Annotated in this window: 19 protein-coding genes and 2 pseudogenes; 10 read left to right on the top strand and 11 right to left on the bottom strand. The window is 69.5% G+C overall.

Annotated elements, in window-relative coordinates; translation table 11 throughout:
- Positions 1-197 precede the first annotated feature (197 nt).
- The gene (locus ACWCV3_RS15840) at positions 198-347 is read right to left on the bottom strand and encodes a hypothetical protein (protein WP_451223478.1); all 150 of its coding nucleotides are present in this window, start codon (positions 345-347) and stop codon (positions 198-200) included.
- A gap of 153 nt (positions 348-500) precedes the next feature.
- On the bottom strand, positions 501-1,127 hold the full coding sequence (locus tag ACWCV3_RS15835) for a ScbR family autoregulator-binding transcription factor (protein ID WP_451223476.1): 627 nt from the start codon (positions 1,125-1,127) through the stop codon (positions 501-503).
- Positions 1,128-1,235: 108 nt separating this feature from the next.
- Between ACWCV3_RS15835 and ACWCV3_RS15830 the strand changes: the two genes are divergently transcribed.
- A complete protein-coding gene (locus tag ACWCV3_RS15830; protein ID WP_451223474.1) occupies positions 1,236-2,192 on the top strand; it encodes a ScbA/BarX family gamma-butyrolactone biosynthesis protein in 957 nt (318 codons plus the stop codon).
- Between the two features lie 1,956 nt (positions 2,193-4,148).
- Here ACWCV3_RS15830 and ACWCV3_RS15825 read toward each other — a convergent pair.
- Together ACWCV3_RS15825 and ACWCV3_RS15820 are read right to left on the bottom strand one after the other, a co-directional pair.
- Positions 4,149-4,928 carry a DUF6008 family protein gene (locus ACWCV3_RS15825; protein ID WP_451223472.1) on the bottom strand — a complete coding sequence of 260 codons (780 nt, stop codon included), beginning with the start codon at positions 4,926-4,928 and terminating at the stop codon, positions 4,149-4,151.
- Between the two features lie 245 nt (positions 4,929-5,173).
- Positions 5,174-5,452: pseudogene (locus tag ACWCV3_RS15820) on the bottom strand (transposase); the annotation flags it as partial.
- A 588-nt stretch (positions 5,453-6,040) separates the two neighbouring features.
- Between ACWCV3_RS15820 and ACWCV3_RS15815 the strand changes: the two are divergent.
- The 4 genes from ACWCV3_RS15815 to ACWCV3_RS15800 all read left to right on the top strand — a co-directional run bounded on the left by ACWCV3_RS15815 (position 6,041) and on the right by ACWCV3_RS15800 (position 9,034).
- The gene (locus ACWCV3_RS15815; RefSeq protein WP_451223470.1) at positions 6,041-6,250 is read left to right on the top strand and encodes a hypothetical protein; all 210 of its coding nucleotides are present in this window, start codon (positions 6,041-6,043) and stop codon (positions 6,248-6,250) included.
- Between the two features lie 164 nt (positions 6,251-6,414).
- Positions 6,415-7,014 (top strand): restriction endonuclease, encoded by a 600-nt coding sequence (locus ACWCV3_RS15810; protein ID WP_451223468.1) that lies wholly within the window; start codon positions 6,415-6,417, stop codon positions 7,012-7,014.
- A 115-nt stretch (positions 7,015-7,129) separates the two neighbouring features.
- Positions 7,130-7,570 (top strand): hypothetical protein, encoded by a 441-nt coding sequence (locus ACWCV3_RS15805; RefSeq protein WP_451223466.1) that lies wholly within the window; start codon positions 7,130-7,132, stop codon positions 7,568-7,570.
- 1,170 nt (positions 7,571-8,740) lie between these two features.
- Positions 8,741-9,034, top strand: a complete 294-nt coding sequence (locus tag ACWCV3_RS15800) for a hypothetical protein (protein WP_451223464.1) — start codon at positions 8,741-8,743, stop codon at positions 9,032-9,034.
- Positions 9,035-9,270: 236 nt separating this feature from the next.
- Here the strand turns inward: ACWCV3_RS15800 and ACWCV3_RS15795 are convergent, their stop codons facing one another.
- Complete coding sequence (locus ACWCV3_RS15795; RefSeq protein WP_031179266.1) at positions 9,271-9,474, bottom strand: cold-shock protein; 204 nt, start codon at positions 9,472-9,474, stop codon at positions 9,271-9,273.
- Positions 9,475-9,779: 305 nt separating this feature from the next.
- Positions 9,780-10,442 carry a DUF4097 family beta strand repeat-containing protein gene (locus ACWCV3_RS15790; protein WP_451223462.1) on the bottom strand — a complete coding sequence of 221 codons (663 nt, stop codon included), beginning with the start codon at positions 10,440-10,442 and terminating at the stop codon, positions 9,780-9,782.
- A 221-nt stretch (positions 10,443-10,663) separates the two neighbouring features.
- Between ACWCV3_RS15790 and ACWCV3_RS15785 the strand changes: the two genes are divergently transcribed.
- Positions 10,664-11,419, top strand: a complete 756-nt coding sequence (locus ACWCV3_RS15785; protein WP_451223460.1) for a helix-turn-helix domain-containing protein — start codon at positions 10,664-10,666, stop codon at positions 11,417-11,419.
- 228 nt (positions 11,420-11,647) lie between these two features.
- Here ACWCV3_RS15785 and ACWCV3_RS15780 read toward each other — a convergent pair.
- Positions 11,648-11,908: pseudogene (locus ACWCV3_RS15780) on the bottom strand (2-oxoacid:acceptor oxidoreductase subunit alpha); the annotation flags it as partial.
- A 578-nt stretch (positions 11,909-12,486) separates the two neighbouring features.
- Between ACWCV3_RS15780 and ACWCV3_RS15775 the strand changes: the two are divergent.
- The 4 genes from ACWCV3_RS15775 (at position 12,487) to ACWCV3_RS15760 (ending at position 15,428) form a co-directional block, all read left to right on the top strand.
- The gene (locus ACWCV3_RS15775; RefSeq protein ID WP_451223458.1) at positions 12,487-13,152 is read left to right on the top strand and encodes a DUF4097 family beta strand repeat-containing protein; all 666 of its coding nucleotides are present in this window, start codon (positions 12,487-12,489) and stop codon (positions 13,150-13,152) included.
- Positions 13,153-13,181: 29 nt separating this feature from the next.
- Entirely contained in the window at positions 13,182-14,135 is a 954-nt protein-coding gene (locus ACWCV3_RS15770) for an ATP-binding cassette domain-containing protein (protein WP_451223456.1), read from the top strand.
- On the top strand, positions 14,132-14,917 hold the full coding sequence (locus ACWCV3_RS15765) for an ABC transporter permease (RefSeq protein ID WP_451223454.1): 786 nt from the start codon (positions 14,132-14,134) through the stop codon (positions 14,915-14,917). Before ACWCV3_RS15770 ends, ACWCV3_RS15765 begins: the two co-directional genes overlap by 4 nt.
- A 94-nt stretch (positions 14,918-15,011) precedes the next feature.
- A complete protein-coding gene (locus ACWCV3_RS15760) occupies positions 15,012-15,428 on the top strand; it encodes a hypothetical protein (protein WP_451223452.1) in 417 nt (138 codons plus the stop codon).
- Here the strand turns inward: ACWCV3_RS15760 and ACWCV3_RS15755 are convergent.
- The 4 genes from ACWCV3_RS15755 to ACWCV3_RS15740 all read right to left on the bottom strand — a co-directional run bounded on the left by ACWCV3_RS15755 (position 15,352) and on the right by ACWCV3_RS15740 (position 18,925).
- Positions 15,352-16,017, bottom strand: coding sequence for an IS5 family transposase (locus ACWCV3_RS15755; protein ID WP_451223450.1), 666 nt, complete (start codon positions 16,015-16,017; stop codon positions 15,352-15,354). The two genes, ACWCV3_RS15760 and ACWCV3_RS15755, sit on opposite strands and share 77 nt — an antisense overlap.
- Positions 16,018-16,391: 374 nt before the next feature.
- Positions 16,392-16,703 (bottom strand): replication initiation protein, RepL2, encoded by a 312-nt coding sequence (locus ACWCV3_RS15750; RefSeq protein WP_451223448.1) that lies wholly within the window; start codon positions 16,701-16,703, stop codon positions 16,392-16,394.
- Positions 16,700-17,152, bottom strand: coding sequence for a MarR family transcriptional regulator (locus ACWCV3_RS15745; RefSeq protein ID WP_451223446.1), 453 nt, complete (start codon positions 17,150-17,152; stop codon positions 16,700-16,702). Before ACWCV3_RS15745 ends, ACWCV3_RS15750 begins: the two co-directional genes overlap by 4 nt.
- Positions 17,153-18,013: 861 nt before the next feature.
- A complete protein-coding gene (locus ACWCV3_RS15740; protein ID WP_451223444.1) occupies positions 18,014-18,925 on the bottom strand; it encodes an SDR family NAD(P)-dependent oxidoreductase in 912 nt (303 codons plus the stop codon).
- Positions 18,926-19,173 lie beyond the last annotated feature (248 nt).

The following is a 19,173-nucleotide window of genomic DNA, read 5'->3' as shown; positions in this document are numbered from 1 at the left end:
CCGCCCCGGCACGAGGCCGGGGCGCAGGACGCACGCCCCTGCCGCCAGGGCGTGCTTCTCACCGGCGAGCCGGGTGCGGCTCGGAACGGACAGGGGGCGGGGACGACCTCGTCCACGCCTATCCCCGGTGCGGGCCGGGCCCGTAGACGGCCGCCGTGGACAGGTGCACGATCCGCTCCACCCCGGACCGGGCCGCCTCACGCATCAGCGAGGCGGTTCCCGTGGACGTCGACCGCCGTGCTGTACGCCTCGTTGGAGCTCTGCGATGCCGCGAGGTGCAGCAGCACATCGGCGCCGTCGCAGACGCCCCGCAGGCTGTCCGGCTCCCCCAGGTCGGCCGGGTCCACTCGTCGGCCAGTCCCGCCGTACCGGCGGGCAGCCGTCTGCCGACCACACAGACGTACGCGGGCCCGCCGGCCTCGCCGCGTACCCGGGCCGGCTGTGCAGCACCGCCGATCCGACGAACCCGGTGGAACCGGTCAGCACGACCCGCGTACGTCTCATGCCGCGATTCTCGCGATGTCGGCGGGCAGTTTCACCCGGGCCCGGCCCAGCGGAGTGGCGATGGCCGGGAGGAAGTACCTCCACATGGAGACCACGCGCTCGGGAAGGTCCGCGTACCCGCTGGCGATGTTGGAGAAGATCTGCGTACCGGTGTAGGCGCCCACCAGCACGTTGGCGAACTCCCTTTCGTCGACCTCGGCAAGCAGTTCGCCCTGCTCGCGCGCGGCGCACAGGTGGACGTACAACTGCTCGACCCACTCCTGGTAGGCCGTGTCGTCGCGCGGCCCGAACTCACCCTGCTCCACGGCGAGTCGGACGCTGGCCCGGAACAGCACGTTGCTGACCAGCTGATGGGCGGTGAAGAACGTCAGGTCAACAAGCCCCTGCAGACCAAACCCTTCGGATGGATGTGCGACGAACTCCTGCTGGCTCGTCAGCACGGCATGCGCCAGCTCCCGCTTCGACTTGAAGTGGAAGTACATCCCGCCCTGCGTGACGTTGGCGCGATTCATGATCTTGCTGATGCTCGCGCCGCTGTATCCGAACTCGTCGAAGATCTCGGCGGCCGCAGTCAGGATCGCGTCTCGCGTCCTCACCGCCCTCTCTTGCTTCGGCTCGCCCATTACTGGTCCCGACTCTCTCGACAAAAAAAACGAACACCCTTATTTTACAGGTCGGGCCCCTCTCCCGGTAGAGAGGGGCTTCCGCATACGAGCGCCAGGGGGAGAGGCATGCTCATCACCACGGAAAGACCCATCGCGGTCAGACAGCCCGTGCTGACTACGACGGTTGCCCGGGAGTACGTGCATCGTGCGGCACTGTCCGAGGTGTTCCTGACCGGCTGGAGCAAGGGGGGGCCCGACAGCTTCACGGTCACCGCGCAGTGGCCGCGCAGCCACAGCTTCTACAGTTCCGAGCACGGCCTGTACGACCCGCTGCTGCTGAGCGAGACGGTGCGGCAGACCGGTCTGCTGCTCATGCACGTCGGCTACCACATGCCGTTCGGACACCAGATCAGCTGGTCGCGGCTCCAGTACGCGATCAACCCGGAGGCGCTGCGCATCGAACCCACGCCCGCCGACATCGAGCTCCACGTGACCTGCTCGGACATCAAGTACCAGGGCAAGCTGCCGCGCACCATGGTCATGCACCTGGAGGCCGTTCGCGCCGGCTCCCTGCTGGCCATGGCCAGCATCCGGTTCAACACCCACTCCCCCGCCGTCTACCAGCGCCTGCGTGCGGGCCGGAACACCCAGGAGATCTTCGCGTCCGTCCCGGAGCCGATCGAGCCGGTCTCACGGGCCGCCGTCGGCCGCCTGCGCCGGCAGGACATCGTCCTGTCGGCGACCGAGGACAGCGCGCGCTGGCAACTGCGCGTCGACACAAGCCATCCCGTGCTGTTCGACCACCCCGTCGACCACGTGCCGGGCATGCTCCTGCTGGAGGCAGTCCGGCAGGCGGGCCACGCCATGGACCCCGCGCAGGCGGGGGCGGCCCTGCCGGTGTCGCTGGACGTCTCGTTCAACCACTACGTCGAGTTCGACGAGCCGTGCTGGATCGAGGCGGAGCAGATACCCACGGCGTCCTCTTCATCCGGCGCCCGACGGACTCTGCGCGTCAATGCCAGACAGAGAGGTTCCTTCGCCTTCAACGCGACGGCGGAACTCGCGGATGCCGCCTCACTCTGAGATCCGACAGGCACCACCCACGCAGCACAGCACAACGATGCGCCGGGGGGATGATGTAGAACGCGCATGAGCGACTCGTGCCCTACCAGGGGGACCGTCGCCGACCGACCCCCAGTGTGCCAGCACTGGGGTCCGCGGTCCTTTCACACCGCCCGTCGAGAGCCAACTCGACGGGCGCAGGCCCGTTTCCGGGTGCCAGCCCGAGAACGCGCGATGCAAGGTTCTGCCAGAACCAGTCAGCCGCCGAATGACGGCTTCCGCATGCCTCTTGCACAGAGACTTCTCCATAATGACCCAGAGTTTCGCAATGCACCAGACCTCCCACCACGTTTATGTGGCGGGAGGCCCTTGTGATGCCAGTGACGGTCAGTCGGCATCCAGCCAGTCTCTGCCTGAATCCCACCACAGCGGCGCATGTGCCCTGCCACGCGGGCGGGTGAAGGTGCCCATGCGGCTCGTCGAGTCGCCCCACTACCCCGACGCGGCACTCAGCGTCTACATCAAGGTCAAGGCGCTCGGCCTGCGCCAAGAGGGCTGCACCGCGGGGGTCGCCACCCTCGCCGCCTACCTGGGCCTGTCAGTGTCCACCGTGCAGCGGGGCCTGGCACACCTGCGTACCCCGGCGCCCGACGGTGTCGTCGAACTCCCCTTGAACACACGCCGTTCCCTGCCCGGTGGCCGCGGCACCACCGCACGCCGCCGGGTCCGCCCCCTGGAGCCCACCGAGCGGTTCGTCTGGCTGCCCGTGACCGCGAGCGAGCACCTGCGCCCCCGGTTGCTGCGCGCCTACGCGATCATCGCCCATGCCGTCGTGCAGGGGATCCCCCTGACCGAGGGCGTCCTCGCCGGCTTCCTGCGCCACCATTCCGGCCCCCGCGCCGGCGAGGCCATCAGCATCGACGCGACAGGCCGCATCATCGACGAACTGGCCGCCTCGGGCTGGATCGACGTACTGCGGCGAGCCGGTCTCCAGGGGCGCCACGAGTTCGTCGTCAACGCCCAACCCGCCTGTGCGGGTCCCGGACTTGATGACCGATCGGGTCCCGGAGTTGATGACCGTTCGCTCGCGTACAAGGAAGACCTGAAGACTGACCGACCCGAGAACGACGCTGCGCCTGTCTCACCCGCCGTAGGCGAGGTACCGGTGGACAAGCACGTCGCCACCACGCGCGAAGAGCCAGCCTCAGACCGGGCGACGGCAGTGCTCGCGCTGCGCGCGGATGACAAACCCGACCTCTCCCCCGACCGCAGCAAGCCGTACTCCGGACCCCGACTCACCTTCAGCGGCAGACTCCACGCCGTACTGGAGCCGGTCCGCTTCCTGCTCGCCAAGGCGAACACCTACGTGCAACGCAGGATCGGCCAGGAAATCGCGCGCCAACTCGCAGACGGCACAACCGTGGAGCGGTTGCGAGACCGACTCACGCAACGACTCGCACAGACCGTGGTCGCCGACATCCGGGACGCGGGCCGCTGGCTGCTGGGTGTCGCGCTGCCCCGTTGGGGCTGCGCGCATCCGGACTGCGAAACGGGCGTGCTCTGGTCCACCGGCGCACGCTGCCGCGTCTGCCAGGAGGTCGTCGCGGAGCGGGCGGCCACCCGCCGAGACGGCGTACCGCTCCCCCACCGGGAAACGGCCGAGGGGAACGGCGCACCGAGCGCCGCTCGCACTGTGGCCGCCCCCGCACCATCCCCCGCGCATCGCACGAAGGCCTGCTGCCCGAGCTGCGAACGCCCGCACCGCCCGGGGCACTCAGGGCTCTGCCGTGGCTGCCGCCCCGACGCCGTCCCGGACACCGGACGCGTTCCCCGCACACCGGTGGACGACGGCCGCTGTCCGGGTAGGAACGGCACCTGCGGTCGCCCCTCCCCGCCCGGTCTGTGCTGGCGTTGCCGTGTCTCGGCGGATGGAGGACCCGGTGCCGTACCGCCGGCGGCCGGCTCGACCGCGGACTCTCAGGAACGCCCGGCCAGGGTGGGCTCGGCCACGGGGATCTCCTCATCGGATCCGGCGTCCGCCGAGTCGACGACGATCGCCGTCACGTCCGCTTCGGGCACCTCGGCCACGGGGGCCCTGTATCCGGCCCGGACCGCGCGCCGTTCCTTCCACAGGTGGTAGACCGCGATGGCGAGGATGGCCGTGCCGATCAGGTTGGCGACGAAGTGCCACCACACCCGGTACGTCACAAGGGCCGGGCCCGGTTCGATCAGCCCGAACCAGGTGGACAGCCCGATGGCACGGCTGGCGCCGAGCGCGACGGAGAGAGTCAGGGCCACGTGCTCCAGGCCGTGGATGGTCTGCATCCACACGCCCATCTTGGCCCACTTGCGGGACTTGAGCTCCCCGGCGGCGCGGCGGGTGATCTGCGCGATGCCGACGAGGCCCGCCAGGAAGATGAAGTTGCCCGTCAGGTGGAGGATCTCCATGCCGAGCATGGGCTTGCTCGGGTCGACCTGCCCCATGCCGCGCGACAGACCGTTCGCCCAGGGAGTCATCCAGGCCGGGGAGTACGGGTGCGCCACCCAGTAGCCGACCTGAGCCACATGCTCCTGGAAGTGACCTACCTGCCCGATCACACCGAGCCCGATGAGGCCTATCGCTGTCTTGTACAGCCACGGCCGGACCTGGCCCCGGTTGCCGAGGGCGAGCACGACAACGGCGGCCCACATAGCGACGGCCCATCCGATGAAGAGGACGGCACCCAGGGTGTCCATGGAGGAAACGGCACTTCCCATGCCTCCCATCCCGCTCATGCCGTGTGCTCCGTGCGCGTGGTCCATGAGAATGCCCCCTCTGGCTCCGACTCCGAACAGCGACCTGCAGGACGCTCTGCGTGATCTTAGGAACTCGGGCAAGTGGGCGGCTACTTCACCAGTGCGCAGTTTCAAGTGCTTCGTGCATGGATCTGTCCGTAGCCACATGGCGGACGCAGATGCTCAGACCTCACACAGGAGCGCTGTGCGCAAGCACGAGCCCGCCACCGCTGCAGGATGTCCTCGTGCAGCCGGCCCCACACGCCGGCTCTCCACCAGATCAGGAACCGGCGGTGAGCCGTCGACTTCGATATCCCAGAAAACGGCGGCAAAGCCCGCCGGGCACACCCGCTGACCAGCACGTAGATGATCGCCGCGAACAGCGTCTCATCACGCGTGTCCTGCGTCCCACCACCCTGCGGCCGCACCTTCGACTGCGGGATCAACAGCTCAGCTATCTCCGACAACCCGTCCGGAACAATCCAACTCCACGTACCCCGCCCCATGACGACCCGACGAGCCGGCCCCACATAGGACACGGTCTGAGGCCAGCGTGAGTGCCCACGTTCTCGCCCTGAAGTCCGCGAAGTTCCTCCCTCCGAGCACGCACATCGAGGAGGTATGAGCCATGGCGAGGACATTGCGGCCGGCTGTCGCGCAGAGCACCGTGCCGGAAGACTCCACAGACCGCGGCGCGCTGCGGGCGGCCCGGCAGGAGATCCGTGCCCTGATGGCCGAGGCCGCCGGGGCGGGGGCGCATCTGGTGCAGTTTCCCGAGGGGGTGATCACCTACCCGGGCAAGCACGCAACGGGTGCCGGCCCCGGCCTGTTCGGAGCTGCGGTCGGCCGGTGTCGAGGCCAGTTCTTCTCGGGCGAGTGCGGTCGCCGGGCCGGAACGGCCGGACGGCTCCCTCTACCTCGTTCACCTGTGGGAACGGGTGTCCGGGCGGTAACCGGACAGCGTCCGGCTACGTTCCGCCAACGTGCGCTGATCCGCTGCTGTCCGGTCGCCTGATCGGCTGCACTGTTCCCGGTCCCTTCCGGGCGGCCAGGAACGGTGCAGGAGACGAGGGCGGGTCGGGAGCGGTTTTCGCGTGATGACGATCAATGTAGGGGTGCTGCTCGCGGTCATCGTGGTGATGCGGTTACGCCGCAGGACCCAGGCCAGGAGCCGGGCCGAGGAGCGCAACACGGCGTTCTTCGTCCTGGCCCTGGGCATCGTGATCGCGCCGACCCCGCTGGGCCAGGGCATTTTCAGCGCGATCAACCAGTTGGTGAGCGGCATCTCGCAGGCCGGCACATGAGCCCACGACCCCGGCAGGGCGCTCGCCGCTCCCCCGCCCGGCGCCCACGCCGTACGTCTCCCAGCTCTCGCCGTCGGTCCGCGCCGAGGCGTCGCCCGGCTTCCTGCCGCCGAAGGCGGACGCCTGGCTGGGAGCAGGCCGGCCCGCTGCTCCTGGCGCTCGCTGTGGTGTGGAGCCTGGCGATCGGCGCGTTGCGGTGGCTGGCCGCACATCCCTGGGTGCCGATCATGCTGCTGCTCGTCGCGGCGGCGGCCGGCGGGGCGTGGGTGCACCGGCGCCGGGAGGCCGCCCGCTGGAACCGGGTACGTGAGCAGGGCCTGCGCTACGCGCTGCCACAGATCGACGCCTTGCACCACCGGCAGTTCGAGGAAGCCGTGCGGGATCTGATGCGCCGTGACGGCTGCCCCGAAGCGGTCCGAGTCGGCGGTGCCGGCGACAACGGCGCCGATGTGAAGGCCACGGACCCTTTCGGCCGCCTGTGGGTGGTCCAATGCAAGCACCGTAAGGCCGGACTGGCCGGCTCCGCGGTCGGAACCCCGGACCTGCACGTCCTCAACGGCACCGGCCGGCCCGTCCACAACGGTGACGTCGTCGTACTGGTGACCAACGGCCGCTTCACGGACAGAGCCGTCGTCTTCGCCCGCTCCCAGCGGCTCCACCTCGTCGACCGCCACCTGCTCGCCCGGTGGGCCGCCGGCTCGACTCCTCTGTGGGAACTCCTGGGCGCGATTCCATCCCCCCGCCGTCCCGCCTCCGGGTCCTGAGGGTCAGGACCGTCGCCTTCGGCATGAAGGCCCAGCCGTCTGGCCGCCGGAGGCCGCTGGAGCGGCAAGTAGAGCGCCTGCCTGGTCCGTCGGCGGTCGCGCTACCTTTGGCCGGATGCAGCCACAGCAGCCTTCCACCCTCACGCCCGCCTCGCCCTCCTACGAGCACCCCGGCACCCGCACGAAGACCGTGGTGCTCTGCCTCGTCGCCGGGCTCGTGCTCGGCGCCGCGGGAATGGGCGCCGCATGGGCGATGAACGCCGACTCCGACTCCCCTGCCGGCGGGGCAGCGGCAGACGCGCGTGCCGCGTGCAAGGCGCTCGACGGGTTCGACCCGGAGAAGTACACGGCCAAGGGCGCTGCCGGCGATGTCGCCATCAACCGTTATGTGGCAGCCGGAGCGCTTTCCGCGTCGGCGGCAGCGGGCGATCCCGAGTACAAGGAGCTCGCACAGACCATTCGCCGATCACAGAACCGCTACGCCCTGGTCTTCGGCTTCGACGCGACGGCGAAGAAGGATCTGAACCGGGCCCGCGAGATCTGCCGGACCCTGTAGCTCGGTTGACCCCGGTCCGCCGGCGCCGTGGACAATGCCCGTCGCCTGCCGAGCATGCGGCACGGTGGCCCCCGGCCTGGCGCTCACGTCTTCCGCCGGCCGTTACTGCTCGCAGGTCCATGCCCGACCGGTCTGGCGGTACTGCCCAACGGGGATGGGCGTGACGCCGGTCCGCATCCGCGCGGTGCTGCTCGGCCGGAGGGTCCATCGGCCGCCCGCCGCTGGGCGGCCGCGGGTTCGGCTGCCCGGGCCACCCACAGACGTCCTGCCGGCAGCTGACGGGCAGCTTCCCCACCGGGTACGGGGCTCTTGCCCTGCCAGGATGATGATGCGGGTGCCGTTGGGTACTGTGCGGCCGGGGATGCGCAGCTCGTCGAGGGTGCGAACGAAGACGAGACCTGCCACGCCGACTCGGGGCGCGAAGCGGTGGGGCTGACCCGCCGCGGCAGTACATCCAAGGGCTGTCCTGTGATCCCCAGCGGGCGTGCGACGACAGCTACGGCGCCTTGCGGCTCGAACGGTTCACGACCAGCACAGCCACGACGCCGGCGACCGCTCCGACAAGGACACCTACTACTACGATCGTTGCGATGGTGGTCCCCCCTTCCGGAAGAATGCTTGGTTCGGGCGGTAAGTGACCGGCTCCTGGGCCAGGCCGCCGTAACCGCCTACGATTGCTCCGGTGCCGCGGCCGCCCACGACACCGACGGTTGTTCCGGCAGGACCGGCGGCCGACCCGACGGTGCCCGCGGTGACGGCGCCAGTCACTCAACCCCGCCGCGCCTGCGACGGCCCCGGCGACACCTGAGAGAACGAAGCTCTTCCAACTCCAGAGCCCCGTGGGATCGATCCGCTTGACCGAGTCGCCGCCCGCGTGGAGAAAGAGGTTCTGCTCTTGACCCGGGGGGTCGGGTTGGGTGGAGGGCCCGATCGCGGACGAATCCGGTGCTCCTGCCGACGGCGGTGGTGGAGATGCCTGCGGGGCCCTGGTCGATGCGGTTGGAGCTGTCGGTGCCGGCGTAGGTGTGGCGGCTGGTGGTGAGGGCGGTGAGCTGGTTCAAGTCGTCGTACGCCCCACCGGGACGGGGAAGTTGGCCAGGGTTCGGCGAACCTGCACTCACCATGCACAACAAGGAGAGCCAGGCAGGAATGAACCGGAAGGTTGTTGGAGTGAACGAACCCGTGATCGGAAACCTGCCCCCGCACACCTGGTCCTCGGAGCAGTCCGTGGCCTACGAGGCGGCCATCGAAGCGATCAACGGTGTGGTGGGCGCCTACAGCCGTCTCATCGCCGACGCCGAACACCGCCCGGACGCGCAGGACACGGTCGCCGAATACCGGAGGCTGCGCACCGCCTGCCAGCAGCAACGACGCGGCCTGCGGGCCGACGACGTCCAGGCCGTGGCCCGGGTCCGCGCCGACTACGCCACCCGGCTCCGCGAGCTCACAGAGCACGACGCGTGAGCCAGGACGACGCCACCCGGTACCAGCTGCCAGCCGAGGCGAACCGCCGCATCCTCGCGGCCGGCATCGTCCCCGAGCAGCTGACCGAGCCCACGCCCGCAGGACGTCGTACGGGCGTGGAATCAGCCGCATGGGATTCGAGTCCCATGGGGGCTCCACCGCCCTGCGGTCGCACCCGCGGCGCGGGCCGGAGGGCAGGTCCCAACGCGTGGCCGGGACCTGCCGCCACGCGTTGGTCAGACGACGGTGATGTTCTCCGCCTGGGGGCCCTTCTGGCCCTGGGTGACGTCGAACGTCACCTGCTGGCCCTCGAGGAGCTCGCGGAAGCCGGAAGAGTTGATGTTGGAGTAGTGCGCGAAGACGTCCGGGCCGCCGCCGTCCTGCGAGATGAAGCCGAAGCCCTTTTCGGCGTTGAACCACTTCACGGTACCGCTGGTCATGCTGAGCCTTCCGGTCGAAATCGGACCCGCACCGCGCGAACCCGAAATGACGCCCTGTTCCCGCAGCGCACAACAAACCGCCCACGCCGGAGCGGGGGCGGGAACATGGCATCCACCAGCGACGCTACACGCCGAGACCGGATCCCACCACAGAGCAATGACCGTCACTCACGACGCGTCGGCCCGTCGCAGGGGGAACCCGCCCGCGGCCTGGCCGCTGTCGCCCGCGCCTCTCGATGGACGTCGCGGGGAGACCGGACGGAAGTCATGCCTCCGCCGGCGGCCGCCGGTTTCCCGGGCGTCTCTCACAGGCTGCGGGCGGTGATGTCTCCCTGTGAGGTGGTGGCGTGGATGTCGAGGACGGGTGTGCCGTCGTTGCGCAGGCTGTTGCTGACGCGGCCCTGGGAGGTGCCGGCGTCCAGCGAGGCGGAGACCCCGTGGGCGGCGCCGACCGAGATGTCGCCCTGATGGGTGTTCAGGGTGACCGTGCCGCGCAGGGCTTCGGCGATCTTGATGTCGCCCCGCTGGGTGCTGATCCGCGCGGGACCGCCCAGGCGGCCGACCTCGACGGCGCCGTCGACCGCGGTGAGGTGGACGCTCGCGGCTTCGTCGATCTTGATCCGCTGGTACGCGCCGTCGAAGACCACGTCGCCGAGCCGTCCGACGCCCCGGAACTCGGTGGCGGCCGCCTTGCCCTCGATCCGGGATCCGGCGGGCAGCCTGACCGTCACCTCGACGGATCCGGAGGAGCCGAAGTACTGGGTCTTCACCGGGACGCCGATCCGCAGGACGCCGTCTAGGTACTCGACCGACGCCGCTTCCGCGGCCTTCGCGTCGCGGTTCTTCGAGGCGTTCATCGGCAGGACCTCGACCACGGTGTCGGTCCGGGTGGCCGCGATGACCTGGACGCGTCCCGCGGGGACGTCGAGGACGGCCGCGATCGGAGCGGGTGTGTCGAATCTCTGCATGGCGTCCTCCCGAGGGTCACCTGTTTCCCTTAGAGGAAAGGCTACGTTGCATTTGAAATCACGGCAATCAAACGATTGCGCAAGGCGTACGTCGCAGCAAGTGAAACGCACTAAATCGTTGCACCAGGCTTTGATTTAACGCAACGAGAGATCCATAGTTATTGCAATGATCTGATGGTGAACGCTACGCTGGGGGCTTCCGGGATGTGAAGGAGGGCTTGATGCCGGGAGGCAGGCTCACCCAGAAGGACCGTCAGCAGATCGCGCTGGGGCTGGGCGACGGCCTTTCCTACGCGGAGATCGCCAGGGGGCTCGGCCGGCCGACGTCGACGATCACGCGCGAGGTGATGCGCAACGGCGGCCCCGTCGGGTATCGCGCGGACCTGGCACACCGCGCCACGGAGCAGCGCACTCAGCGGCGCAGGGCGACCTCGTCCCGCGGCCCGGAACCGGCCGTTCGGCGACCGGGAGCGGACGCCGAGGCGGTCCGGGAGTACGAGGAGTCCTTCACCACCGTCATGATGCAGTCGGGCATGCCCAAGATGATGGCGCGTGTGATGGTGGCCATCCTCATGACCGACGCCGGCAGCCTGACCGCGTCCGAACTCGCCCAGCGCCTGCAGGTCAGCCCAGCGACTATCTCCAAGTCGATCGCCTTCCTGGAGAGCCAGTCCCTGATCCGCAGGGAGCGGGACGAGCGCCGCCGCGAGCGCTACGTGGTCGACGACGACCTCTGGTACCAGTCGATGACCGCCAGCGTGCAGTCCCTCTTCCAGCAGGTCGAGGTCACCCGGCAGGGCGTGGCCGTCCTCGGCCCCGGCACCCCGGCCGCCGTCCGCCTGGAGAACGTCGCCCGCTTCCTCGACTTCGTCGCCGAGAGCCTCGCACGCGCCGCGGAGCAGGCCCGCGAGGTCCTCTACACGGAACCCGAAGCGGCCCCGGACGACACCGGAGCGCCGGCGCCCGCCCACGGATAGACCGCACCGAACGGCGGGGAGGGCCAGCGGATCCCAGCCGCCGAAGCGGGGATCACGTGGCCCAGGCGCCCGGAGCGGTGAAGGGGGGCGGACGGGCGCGGAGGCCGTCCGTGCGTCTCCGGTGCGGCCTGCGCCCGGGCGGCCCGCGCCTCGGGCTGGAGCCGGAGCCGCGCGATCAGGAGGGCGGCCGGGGTCGCCACCCTCGCGGTCGGATTGCCCTTGACGATGCGGATCGAGGCGCAGGTCGGGCAGTTCCCGCATGTCCGGGACGCGCCAGGGCTCGGAGCCGTCGGCCAGGTAGCCGCCGGAGAGCAGGAACACCGGGGTGCGGTACGTGAGTGCGATCCGGGCCGCCTCCGGAGCCGCTTCGAAAAAACCGGCCGGGGTGCGCGGTGCCACCACCGGCACCGGCGCCTCGCTGTCGCGGCCGTGCATGGCCTGGAGCAGGTCGGCCTGCTCCGTCTTGGTCGGCAGACCCGTCGACGGGCCGTGTAGGCGAAGTGGAGCTGGAAGGACGAGACGCCGGGCAGCGTACCGGCGGGGGCCCGGATCTCGGCCGGGAAGTTCGGGAGCGTGGACAGATCGTTCCCGAACGGCGCCGTCTCCGAGGTGAACCGGTCACCTGTGAGCTGCGTACCGTCACCCGGATCATCCGCGAACCGGATCTGGTGGCTGCCGAAGCGGCTCGACCGGGTCCTGCCGGACCTGGACGTCGAGGGCGAGAAGCTGAGCCGCCGGCCGGCGGTGACACGGGGGTCCCGGGCTCCCGGCGCGAGCACGAAGTGCTCCTCCAGGACCGGTGACGCTCCGCGGTACAGGCCCCGGGACGACGGGCTCGTCCCGGGGCCGCCGCGGATCGAGCCATAGCGTTCATCATCAATACATTGCAACGATTGATGTTCGCTTCATTGCGTTACGTATCAGCCAGGTGCAACGATTTAATAGCCTTCACCTGCACTTTCATCTTTCATGCGCAACAACCTTATTGCCCGAACCTTGAACGCAACGTAGCGTTTCACTCGTCGGAAACAGCAGTCCGGCAGCCCGCCGCACCTGAGGAGAGCACCATGCAGACGTTCGCCACCCCCGCCCCGGTCCCGGTCGTCCTGGACGTCCCGGCCGGCCACCTCCGCTTCGCCGCCTCCGACCGCACCGACACCACCGTGGAGATCCAGCCCGCCGACCCCTCCCGCAGCCGGGACGTGAAGGCCGCCGAACGGACCACCGCCGAACACCGCGACGGCACACTGCACATCACCGCCGAGCCGACGAAGAACCGCCTTCTGGGCAACTCCGGATTCGTCCGCGTCACCGTCCACCTCCCCACCGGCTCCCCCCTGCGCGCCACGACCGCCAGCGCCGACCTCCGCACCACCGGCCGCCTCGGCGAGGTCACCTACGACAGCGCCCACGGCACGGTCAGCCTCGACCACACCGGTGACGCCCGGCTCTCCCTCCTCGCCGGCGACATCACCGTCACCCGCCTCGACGGCTCCGCCGACATCTCCACCCGCAAGGGCGACATCCACGTCGCCGAAGCCGTCCAGGGCACCGTCACCCTGCACACCGAGGCCGGCAACCTCACCATCGGCGCCGCCCCCACCGCCTCCGCGACCCTCGACGCCGCCACCACCCACGGCCGAATCACCAACTCCCTGAAGAACACCGGCACTCCCGACCTCACCATCCACGCCACGACCACCGCCGGCGACATCACCGCCCGCAGCCTGTAGCCCCCGCAGCCCCCAAGGAGCACACCACCATGTCCGACCTGGCGATCGCGGCGCACGGCCTGCGCAAGTCCTACGGCGACAAGACCGTCCTCGACGGTGTCGACCTGGCCGTCCCCACCGGAACCGTCTTCTCCCTGCTCGGCCCGAACGGCGCGGGCAAGACGACCGTCGTGAAGATCCTCTCCACCCTGATCACCGCCGACGGCGGCCAGGCACGCATCGCCGGTCACGATCTCGCCGCCGACGCGCACACGGTGCGCGCCGCGATCGGTGTGACAGGACAGTTCTCCGCCGTCGACGGCCTGATCACCGGCGAGGAGAACATGCTCCTCATGGCCGACCTGCACCACCTGCCCAAGGCAGAGGGCCGCAGGGTCGCCGCCGAGCTGCTGGAGCGCTTCCGCCTGGCCGACGCGGCGAAGAAGCCGGCCTCCACCTACTCCGGCGGCATGAAGCGCCGCCTGGACATCGCCATGACCCTGGTCGGCAGCCCCCGCATCATCTTCCTCGACGAGCCCACCACCGGCCTCGACCCCCGCTCCCGCCACGACATGTGGCAGATCGTCCGCGAACTCGTCTCCGGCGGCGTCACCGTCTTCCTCACCACCCAGTACCTGGAGGAAGCCGACCAGCTCGCCGACCGTATCGCGGTCCTCAACGGCGGAAGGATCGTCGCCGAGGGCACCGCCGCCGAACTCAAGCGCCTCATCCCCGGCGGACACGTCCGCCTGCGCTTCACCGACCCTCTCGCCTACCGGACCGCCGCCGACGCCCTCGGCCAGGTCACCCGCGACGAAGAGGCCCTGTCGCTGCAGATCCCCAGCGACGGGACCCAGCGCGACCTGCGCGCCGTCCTCGACCGGCTGACCCTGGCCGGCATCGAGGCGGACGAACTCACCGTCCACACCCCCGACCTCGACGACGTCTTCTTCGCCCTCACCGGCGCCACCGTCCCCGCCCAGCCGAAGGAAACCGTCCGATGAGCTCCCTGTCCCTGGCCGTGCGCGACTCGTCCACGATGCTCCGCCGCAATCTCCTGCACGCCCGGCGCTACCCCTCCCTCACCCTCAACCTCCTGCTCACACCGATCATGCTGCTCCTGCTCTTCGTCTACATCTTCGGCGACACCATGAGCGCGGGCATCGGAGGCGGGAACCGCGCCGACTACATCGCCTACCTCGTGCCCGGTCTGCTGCTGATGACCATCGGCAGCACCACCATCGGCACAGCCGTCTCCGTCTCCAACGACATGAGCGAGGGCATCATCGCCCGCTTCCGCACCATGGCGGTCCACCGCTCCTCGGTCCTCGTCGGCCACGTCCTCGGCAGCGTCCTGCAGTCGGTCGCCGGCGTGGTCCTCGTCGGCGCCGTCGGCGTCGCGATCGGCTTCCGCTCCACCGACGCCACCCCCCTCGAATGGCTGGCCGCCTTCGGCCTCCTGATCCTCTTCGCCCTGGCACTCACCTGGATCGCGGTCGGCATGGGCCTGATCTCCCCCACCGCGGAGGCCGCCAGCAACAACGCCATGCCGCTGATCTTCCTGCCGCTGATCTCCAGCACCTTCGTCCCGGTCGACGCGATGCCGGGCTGGTTCCAGCCCATCGCCGAGTACCAGCCCTTCACCCCCGCCATCGAGACCCTCCGCGGTCTCCTGCTCGGCACCGAGATCGGCAACAACGGCTGGCTCGCCGTCGCCTGGTGCCTCGGCCTCACCGTCCTCGGCTACTTCTGGGCCACCGCGAAGTACAACAGCGACCCGAAGTAGCCGGCGAGGCAGCGCGAACCGGGCCTCCGGCCCGTCCCGTCCCACCGCGGGGCGGCGTACCCCGACATCCCGTCGGCCGTACGCCGCCCCGTTCGTGATGCTGCACGCCCACCGGCTGCAGACCGAACCGATGGTCCGCGCCGGTATGCGGCTCACTCTCGATCGGCAGGCCCACGGCCTCGACCGCGGCGGCCCGTGCCTGGACTGGGCCGGGGCGGCCCGAAGGCTCCTCGACGAGGCTCGTGCGAACGAGGAACTGCTTCCCCACGTCGTTCCCTCCGAGGCCGCCGACATCCTCGTGGGAAGCTTTGCCGGGATTCAGGCCATGTCCCAGGCGGTCTGGGACTACCAGGACCTGGAGCCCAGGATGTCCAGCCTGCTGCGGTATGTGCTGCCCAGCCTCGTGGTACCCCCCGTCCTCGCCTCCGTGGACGTCACCGAGGGCCGCGGCGCACGGATCGCAGCCGAGAGGAGCCCCCGGGACACCGAGACGGTCGCGGCCGCCGGCTGACGCGTGTGCGAGTCCGCGTATCTGGGTCTTTCCGAACGACCGTGCTCCAGCCGGCCGATGGCATGGTCGTGCGGCTCGCCGGCCGGGGCCCCTTTTTGCGGGCCCCGGCTGCGTGCTGGTGAGCGCGCACGATCGTGGAGTCGACTGCCACCGCCCAGTTCAAGTCCTGGTCGGCGTCGGCTTGAGCCATCAACGCGGTGAAGACCCGCTCCCAAGTGCCGTCGACAGCCCACATCCGCAACCGGTTGTAGACCCCGCGCCAGTTCCCGTACTTCTCCGGCAGGTGGACCCATTGCGATCCGGTCTGGAACTTCCACGCGATCGCGTCGATCACCTCACGGTGATCCCGCCACCGCCCACCCCGCCTGGGCGTTCGGTCCGGCAACAACGGCTCGATCCGCGCCCACTGCGCGTCGCTTAACGGCACACCCAGACCAACGATCGGATGATCCGAACGAAACGGCCTAGCGGTTTCCAGAACAGCGAGGGCGGCCGGTTTCGCGCAGCCGCGTGCCGCCGGTCCTGACGGCAGACGACTCGAGGTGATGGTGCACCTGCCGGGGAACCCTGCATGGCAGCGCACTGCCATGCCATCCCCTTGACGTCATCACGGCCGGGCGTATCCCCGAGACCGCCTGCACCGCACCCTGACGCCGGGCTGAGGGCCCGGCGGAGGCACGAGCGGGCCGACCGCGCCCCCCGAACGCGTGGTCGGCCGCTGCCTTGACGGTGTGACCGACTGCCGCCTCCGCCGCCCGGAGGAATCGCTGCCACATCTGTCGCCCTCATCGCCGCGGGACCGCCTTCGCCAGATGTGGCGTTGGACGCCCTCGCAGACGCACTACGGGCCCCGGACGGTTCCGCTCGCTGGAAGCCGGTGCTCATGTACGTGAGGTCAATGAGGAGCGCCGCAGGGGTCGGTACTCATTGACCTCACGTATATGAGCACGGCTTTGTGGTTGCTCAGGTCGCGCGGCGCAGAGGTACGACGACGTCCTCGCCGGTGCTCTTCTCGCTGAGCCGGTAGTAGCTGATGTGCGCCAGTCGCTCTGATTCTTCGAGCCACCCGGCTTCCACGACCTGGCGCCGGGTGCGGGAGAACACCGTGGGAGACAGGCCGACGAGCTTGGCCAGATTGGCACCGGTCTCAATGACGCCGCCGGCGCGGTCCGTGGGGTGCATCGCGTAAAGCATGACGACCAGGCGCTGGTTGGCGGTCATGCCAGCAGTGCGGTGGAGGACGTCCAGGAGCCTTCGCTTGTCGTCGTTGTTCACTGGGTCTCCAACCACGAAGGGGACGTGTTGTCGAAGCCGGGGATGTCCGGCGGGTTGCAGGTCTTGACCGCTTCCCGCTGCTCGATCCCGGTCCCATGGAAGGCAATGTACGGGCTGATCCGGTAAAGCCGGTAATTGCCGATCCGACCTCGCTCGATCAGGATGCGACGCTTGAGCAGCTTGCGGTTGATCTTGCCTACGGCGTCGGCGGTCATCCCGACCTTCTTGGCGATGTCGGCGCCGGTCGCCCTGAGCGGGGCCATGCCTTGGGGAGAGATGCCGATCCACCACAGCACCAGGAACTTCTGGCTCGGAGTGAAGTCCTTGCTCTCGGTGATCGCTGCGACTCTCGCCTTGTCGACCTGGATGTGGTCGCCGGAGAAGGCGTAAGGCGCATATGGGATGGATTCGCCCGTGTCCGCATCAACAATTCTCCGTAGTGCTCCCAACGGGCCCTCCGTAGCTGGGCATTGCCTTGATGCGCATGACCTGCGGCCTCAGACCGACTAGATGAACTTAACGTACATGAACACGGAGTCCATCAACTACGCCTCCAGAGCGTGTCGCTCAACCTGAAACCAATCCGGCAAACCGGCCGATCCGCTTGAGCCAGACGCCCTACTGATGAACGTGACGTCAATCTGGTCAGATCCTGTAAGCGTGGTGACGGTTCCCTGAGCATGGGTACCGGGTTCTCAGGAACTGCCTGCCCTGCTCTCAGGAACCGGGTGAACGGCGGTGAGAACTGGGTGCCAGATCACAGGATCCGGCCGTGAAAAGAGTTTGCGCAGGTCAGGGCATCACTGAGGTCCGCGCCCTCTCTAGCAGTAGGGCTCACCGTCACCGATCGAGGCCACCGCGCGAACCGCCACTGGAAAGCAGCCGCGCCTGACACGGCTGAACGCCCCGCCGGCGGGCGTCCTCATCAGTGCCCGCTCCAACCAGTCGGCAAAAAACCTCAGTCGCCACCGCTCCTCAGCCCGCGAAAGCACGCCACGACGCGACCGCGGCTGACGAAGCACCCGCCACGTGTGCCTCCATCAGCCCACCACCAGCCCCAGCCACGCTGTCCCCTGAACGACTGAGCCGCAGTCGCCCGACTGCCTGGGGTACGGGGTGCATAGGCGGAGAGAGACGCGCCTTGTGGCCCGGAGATGGCAGCTGCTGAGGCTGCGTGACGAGATGTCGGGTTCTGGAGCTACGAGCATGGAACTGGTCGGCAGCCGCCTCCGGCTGCGCATGCAGCACAGGAACGGGCGATGCCCCGCCTCAGCCGGATTGCGTACGCCAGAACAGGCGAGTTGTGTGCTTCACATGGCGGCGGGCGCAACGCCGGTCAGCTCCATACTGGCCTCCCACAGCCGACGTGCCGTTTGGGCGTCCTCGAGCTGAGCCCACAGCCGCTCGCGGTGCGGCCCGCCCCGCAGACCCAGGACCCGCGGGCCCCACAGCTCTCCCCCGGCGATGCGGGGATCGAGTACCGCTCGGACCGCGGGCCGGGCACCCGCGTGCTTGCCCTGGAGAACAAGTGCGGCAGCCGCCCCGCGCACCGCTGTCCCGGCCGTGCGTACGTGGACCGGTGGCCGCGAGGGGGTGAGCGAGTCCAGCGCACCGCCTGGATGGACCACCACGCTGGACACCGTGCTGCCGGCGGCCCGCAGCCGGCGGTCGAGTTCCAGGCCGAAGTACATCTGGGCCAGCTTCGACCGGCTGTAGGCCCGCTTGGCCCGATAGCCGGCCCGGGACTGCAGGTCGTCCAGGTCGAGACGCTCGGACTTCGCGGCGAAGCTGCCGACGGTAACGATGCGGGCGCTCGCCGCGGCCTCCAACAGCGGCAGCAGCGAGTGGGTGAGCGCGAAGTGCCCGAGGTGGTTCGTCGCGAGATGCACTTCGTGGCCGTCCCGTGTCTCGCTCCGTTCCGGCCCTTCGCGGAGGAGGCCGGCATTGTGGACCACCGCGTCGAGGTGGTCCACCTCCAGGGATTGCGCGGTTTCCCGCAGCGAGCCGATGTCGGCGAGGTCCAGGCCCACCGACCGTACGCGTGCACCGGGCACCCGCGCACGGATCACGTGCATGGCGGTCTCGGCCCGCTCGGCACTCCGGCTGCCCAGCACCACTGTGGCGCCGGTACCGGCCAGCTGCTCGGCGGTGAAATATCCGATACCCGCGTTGCCTCCGGTGACCAGGTACACGCGGTCGGCTGCGGAAGGGATCTGGGACATGGCGGGAACTCCCGTGAGGTGCGGCGGCGGCTCCCGGCGGAGCAACCCGGCGCCCACGCTGCCACGGGCCTCCGACGTATCACCGACAGGCATCCGACAGGGCGGAACCGGCGGCGTGTTCACGCGCGGCCGCACGACTGCCGGACATCCCCGGCTGCGACGGGAACTGCTTGATCCGCGACCGCGGCCGGCGTGCCTGGGCCCTTCGTCGTCCTCAGGGTCTTCCGGCGAGGGAGTGAGGACCGGCC

Source organism: Streptomyces sp. NPDC001781 (genome assembly GCF_053596035.1).
This window is presented reverse-complemented; position numbering and strand designations above follow the sequence as displayed.